The 5304-nt window shown below is 60.0% G+C and carries 5 protein-coding genes and 1 pseudogene; 1 reads left to right on the top strand and 5 read right to left on the bottom strand.

All coding sequences use genetic code 11. The features are described from left to right. From M3461_02735 to M3461_02715, 5 genes and pseudogenes are all read right to left on the bottom strand, one after another. A partial coding sequence (locus M3461_02735) for a superoxide dismutase (protein ID MDQ3773354.1) occupies positions 1–243 on the bottom strand: 243 nt, incomplete at its 3' end. A 130-nt stretch (positions 244–373) separates the two neighbouring features. After that, on the bottom strand, positions 374–574 hold the full coding sequence (locus tag M3461_02730; GenBank protein MDQ3773353.1) for a dodecin family protein: 201 nt from the start codon (positions 572–574) through the stop codon (positions 374–376). A 657-nt stretch (positions 575–1231) separates the two neighbouring features. Next, positions 1232–2473, bottom strand: coding sequence for a hypothetical protein (locus M3461_02725; protein ID MDQ3773352.1), 1242 nt, complete (start codon positions 2471–2473; stop codon positions 1232–1234). A gap of 656 nt (positions 2474–3129) precedes the next feature. After that, positions 3130–3449: pseudogene (locus M3461_02720) on the bottom strand (ABC transporter substrate-binding protein). An 83-nt stretch (positions 3450–3532) separates the two neighbouring features. Beyond that, positions 3533–4225, bottom strand: coding sequence for a response regulator transcription factor (locus tag M3461_02715; protein MDQ3773351.1), 693 nt, complete (start codon positions 4223–4225; stop codon positions 3533–3535). A 537-nt stretch (positions 4226–4762) separates the two neighbouring features. Here M3461_02715 and M3461_02710 point away from each other — a divergent pair. Then, positions 4763–5304, top strand: a 542-nt coding sequence (locus M3461_02710) for a PQQ-dependent dehydrogenase, methanol/ethanol family (GenBank protein MDQ3773350.1), incomplete at its 3' end; no start/stop codon positions are given.

Genomic DNA, 5304 nt, shown 5'->3' with positions numbered 1-5304 from the left:
CTCATGCAACACCATGCCATTGTATTCAAAGCCCAGCCGGCGTGTAAGCTCCGAGTAAGCCGGCATCTCCTCCTGATCGACCTTGCCGTCGGCCAGGACCCTTGCAATCTGCTCCCTCAGGTTGTTGATCTCCTTGACGTAACCCTCGTAGAGCTTGAAGTGCATCTCCAGCGTGCGATCGGAGATGCCGTTGAGCCCATTGAGGGCGAACTGTTTGGGGGTATAGGGTAGTTGGTTACTCATCGCGCTCCTCTTGTAGAACGACGCGCTCCTCTTGTAGAACGACGGGTTGCCCGATCTCTCGTGCTCAGCGCAACAGGACATGTGCGCCTGTTACAAGCTGGCGGCGGGCGAGCGGTACCTCCCATAAGGATTATCGTCCTTCTATCGCGAAGGAAATCTTGACGTTGACCCGGTAGTAGGTGATCCGATCGTTCTCGACCGTCGCTTCCATCTCCTGGATATAGACCGATTTGATGTTGCGCACCGTTTTGGCAGCCTCCTGAACCGCGAGCTGCGCGGCGTCCTCCCAGCTCTTCTCGGACTGTGCCAATATTTCGACAACCTTTAGCATATGGTCATTTCTCCTTAATGGACAGAGTCAAAGATAAATAATAGGCCCAACAAAAGGGATCTTGACGAACAATAGTATATCCAACTCCAGGGTAGTGACTTGAGGAGATATGGCAATTCAGATATTTCGTTTGATGCACTCATGCAGGGTCTCGTATTATATACAATATCTCGAAGATTCCTTTGCCCCGATAAGTACGAATCTGAGCGGGCTCAGGACTACTGCATCAAGATACCTTGGGCAATCTTCATGCCAGTCCGCCCGAAGCGCTGATGTGCTACGTCCCCAATTGAGTTGATTTTCCGATGGGACAGCGAGCTCCACTCATTACCGAGCAACAAGAGAGCGCCATCCAGTTATTGGAACTCCACGGCGGATAGCATGTAATTCTTACAAGCGACCGGTAAGCGTTACAAAGAACACCGGCACTACCTTTACCGCAGAGATTATTGTAGTGGCAACGTGCGGCGACGACGCACCGCACTCCGAATAAGTCATGCTTTTAATGAGCCGCAGCTTTTTCCTTCTTCGCGCGAACTCGCTTAATGACCGGCAACAGATCAACCGCCCTTTGGCCGCGGGCTGCTTGGACCGAATCGGAGAAGCTGTCCTCGCCCGCCCACCTGGTGCACCGTGAACGTTGGCTGGGGACGGGGTCTACCGCGACAGGATGATAGCCTGGTCTCTAAGCCTATGTGCCCTGCCATCGAGCAGAGACGCCAGCTCCGGCTTTACCGTCTTGAAGGCCATGGCCAGGCGCCGAAAAATCTCGTGATCCGGGCACGATTCATCGATCTGATCGACTAGCGGTGTCCGTGGAATGATATGTGATCTTGTGGCCAGCTCGCTCAGCATGCGGGTGATGTCCTTCATCACCTCGTCTACGGTCATCGACGGGGCCATGGCATCGACCGGATAGGCCCCGAAGTCCTCTTGGAACAATGTCCCGTCGAACCATTCCCTGGCGACCCGATCATTGGACTCTCGAAACTGTAGATAAAAACGCTGCGCGTCCGCGCGCCGAGGGAGCAATGGTTTGCCCGGATGCGTGGTTTCGAGCGTTGCTATCAAGCGGAACCTCATGTCGCGCAGGGGATCCACTTGATCGTCCGGAAAGGGCGGGCGCTGCAGGTTGAAGCATTTCACCACTTCTGCGCTGAGCGCCGACAGCGACTCGTTCTTGTTGGGCGGCCGCCGTAGTATGGGATCGAGGTGCGATAATTCGCAGGCATCGAGGAAGTCGGTAAGCAGATCCCCTGCTACGAGGCGCTCTCTTTCGAAGACGCGCGGCCTGATCGCGCCCCTTCCGAACACCGCTGCCCACAGCGACAGGAGTATCTCATAGTTGTAATAGTGGTCGTTGACATCGCCTCTCGGAATGATCTGTGCCGAGCTCAAGCCGACCCGGAGCGCGGTGCTGTACAGGCTGGTTGCTAGTTGGTCCTGACGACGCAGGTACACGATTATCGCGACCGCCGAGCACCAGGGCTGGAGCAACGCCCGCAGGTCGGACACGCTGCCAGGGGTCCTTAGGCGGGAGTGAAAATGCTCGGACGAGCAAATGATGGTGTGGATACCCTGGTCGAGCGCCGCCAGCTCCTGTTCGAACCGCCGTCGGTAGCCATCCCGCCATGCCCGTCTGCGCTCAGGGTCTCGCAGTCCCAGACGCGTGACCCGGTCATCGACATGATCGCTATCCATGCAGTAGGTGGCGAGGTCGATGTTGTTCTTGCTCCTTGATGCCCCGAGATAGGCGACACCGCCGGACAAGAGCTCCTTGCGATTGATATGCAGGTACTCCTGTATGGTCCTGGTGCCCGTCTTTTCCGTCCCGATATGAATGATCGCCCGACGCTGTCCACAAGCCCCGGGTTCGTTACCCGTCCCGCCCTTCGACATACTCAGCCTCCGCGGCACAGTTGATAGGTCTACCGCCCGCCCGATGGCGGCGTCAGTGCAAACGTCATTCAGCGGCTAATGACCCGAGACCCGCGTCTGCTGGGCCATGCGGCCCTGCAGGCCGGCGAGGCGGCAAATCGTTGCCGCTCGAGCCGCCATCGTTATTCGAGAGAAACTCTGAACACCTGGATACAAGATCGGGATCAGGTCCTCCATCGGACCCGGGGCATTGGGCGATATCACCCGTAACCCCACCACCGCACGCCGCAATTGCGCCGGGTCTACTTGACCTACACGCCGGACCTTGACTGCACCTCCTCAAATGCTCTCTTACATACCTCAGCGGCCGTGGCCTTCGGCTGCATACACCGTCGGGCGAGAAAACCCATAGTCACGGCTGAGCGCTGCTATCCCACCACAGCCGGCTTGCCCTGCCAACGCTTTTCCGACACACTCCATCTTCTGGGAAGTCGTCAGCGGTGTGCGGTGTAGTCCGGTCATGAGAGGCTCCTCAGTGATAGGTAAGTCGATAAACGATATTATCGCACATCACTTACCTCACGGCTCCCCGCTTCACCCCGTTTCCTCACTACCCAGAATATTTCCCCACATCCGGGCAGTTGGGATGATGTGTAAAGCAGGATGACCAGTCCCGCGCCGAGCAGCCCGATCATGTCCAGGATCCCCGCGACCGTGCGCTGGTTGAATACGTATACGCCGCCGCGATGTCGGCCTGGAGGTCCGAGAAGCCCAGCACGAGATCCGGCTCGAGCGCGACGATCCGGTCGATCTTGGCACTCGTGAAGGCCGAGATCTTGGGTTTCTCATGGCGCGCCCGCGGGGGGCGGACGGTGAATCCCGAAATGCCCACGATGCGTGCCTCCTCGCCGAGGAGATAGAGCGTCTCGGTGGTCTCCTCGGTGAGGCATACGATGCGTGGGAAGACCGCTCCTCTCGGCCCGGCACCCTTCCCGATCCCCGCTACCGGCCGGTGGCGGGCCGCTTGCGGTCGAGGCGCCGCCACAGAGGGGTGTTGCGCCAGGGTCGCCCGGCATGCCGTCAAGCCGGCATTGGATCGGGCGCAGGCCGGCCGCTCGAACCCTCCGCGAGCGTCGTGCGCCGGCAAAGGCCCTCCGCGATGGCGAGCCTCACGAGGTCCGCGACGCTCGCGGCGCCGAGCTTTTGTTTGATGCGCAGGGAATAGTTGGACACCGACTTGGGCGATAAGGATAGGGACTCCGCGATTTGGGCACACGCCTTGCCCTCGGCGAGCATGCGGAAGATCTCGAACTCGCGTGCCGTCAGCGCGGTGAGCGCGCTCTTCTGCGTGTCGAGGCTGCAGAGCGCGATGGCCTGTGCGATGTCCTGACTCAGATAGCACTCCGCTCGACCGGCGCGCCGGACGGCCTCGACGAGGTCTCGCGGCGCGCTGGTCTTGGTCACGAACGCGGTGGCACCCGCCTTGAGGGCCCGAGTCGCGATCATGGGGTCGTCGTGCATCGTGAACACGACCACCGCGGACTCCGCGAAGCGGGCGCGGATGCGCCGAATGGCCTCGAGTCCCCCCATGCCCGGCATGGCCAGGTCTACGATCACGACGCGCGGCGGGTGCTTGAGGCAGGAGGCGTAGGCCTCTTCTCCCGAGGCCGCCTCGCCCGCGATCTCGAAGCCCGCCTGCTGCAAGAGCAGGCGGCAGCCCTGCCGCACGATGGCATGGTCATCGACCAGCAGGATCGTGATCGTGGGTCTCATTGCGCGGCTGGTCCAGGGCGGTGGTCCTATCTTGCGCTGCTGGGTGCACCGGGAACTGATGATAATCCACCGATGAATGAATGAGATATTCCCCTTTCCACGGGCTCGGGCGGCATCGTAGCATGACTCGGCGTCGTGGGGGTAGGGCCCTTCGACGCTCTCATGACCTTAGGTTCAGGGACGAACCGCTTTTTCCCACGCCCTAACGGTCTCGACGGTACCGCGCGCCTCCGCCCCACGACACCTTGCGGCCGGTGCGGTTGTCGCCGCCCTGCCAGACGCGGCACGCCACGCCTCCTGTCCTTTATTTCTCCCGTACGTCGACCCCGGGGAGTCATCCCACACCTCTGGGACATCTAACCCCATCGCATGTGGAGTTATCACACGCGAATTGCGGGTAAGGGACTCTATCGAAAGCGGGGCTGCGCACTTAGATTGTGCGCTACCGGGGTTGCACGGTACGAATCGGACCGCGCGATCTTGCGAACAAGAATCGCCTTTTGACCATCCGGAGGAGCAACGGAGGAGCAAGTCACAATGTCCCTGACAATCACAGCAAAAAATCTTGCCGCTATCGTGACCGCCGCGGCTCTATCCGTGACGGCGCGGACAGGGTCTTCGAATGACGGGATCATCCGCTTGTCGCAGAACGACGAGAACTGGGTGATGCAATGCAAGGATTATGCGTGCGCCCGCTACAGCAAAATGACGGATATAGACGCGGACAATGTCGAGCGGCTCCGACCCGCATGGAGCTTTTCGACGGGCGTGTTGCACGGTCACGAGGGTGGGCCGCTCGTCGTGAACGGCATCATGTATATCCACACGCCGTTCCCCAATAATACTTTTGCCTTCGATCTCGAGAGACCGGGCGAGATCCTATGGGAGCACAAGCCCAAGCAAGACCCAGCGGCGCGTGCGGTGGCCTGCTGCGACGTCGTCAACCGCGGTTTGGCCTACGCCGACGGCAAGATCTTCAAGACCCTATTGGACGGCCACATCGTGGCGCTGGACGCCAAGACGGGGAAAGAGATCTGGAAGATGGAGAACTCCGATATCAAGGTCGGCTCGACGCTTAC

This window comes from Pseudomonadota bacterium (assembly GCA_030860485.1).
Classification (GTDB): domain Bacteria; phylum Pseudomonadota; class Gammaproteobacteria; order JACCXJ01; family JACCXJ01; genus JACCXJ01.
This window is presented reverse-complemented; position numbering and strand designations above follow the sequence as displayed.

What these genes read in the sequence shown, in the direction of transcription:
- M3461_02730 (MDQ3773353.1), bottom strand. Translation starts at nt 574, where the DNA reads ATGCTAAAGGTTGTCGAAATATTGGCACAGTCCGAGAAGAGCTGGGAG.
- M3461_02725 (MDQ3773352.1), bottom strand. Translation starts at nt 2,473, where the DNA reads ATGTCGAAGGGCGGGACGGGTAACGAACCCGGGGCTTGTGGACAGCGT.
- M3461_02715 (MDQ3773351.1), bottom strand. Translation starts at nt 4,225, where the DNA reads ATGAGACCCACGATCACGATCCTGCTGGTCGATGACCATGCCATCGTG.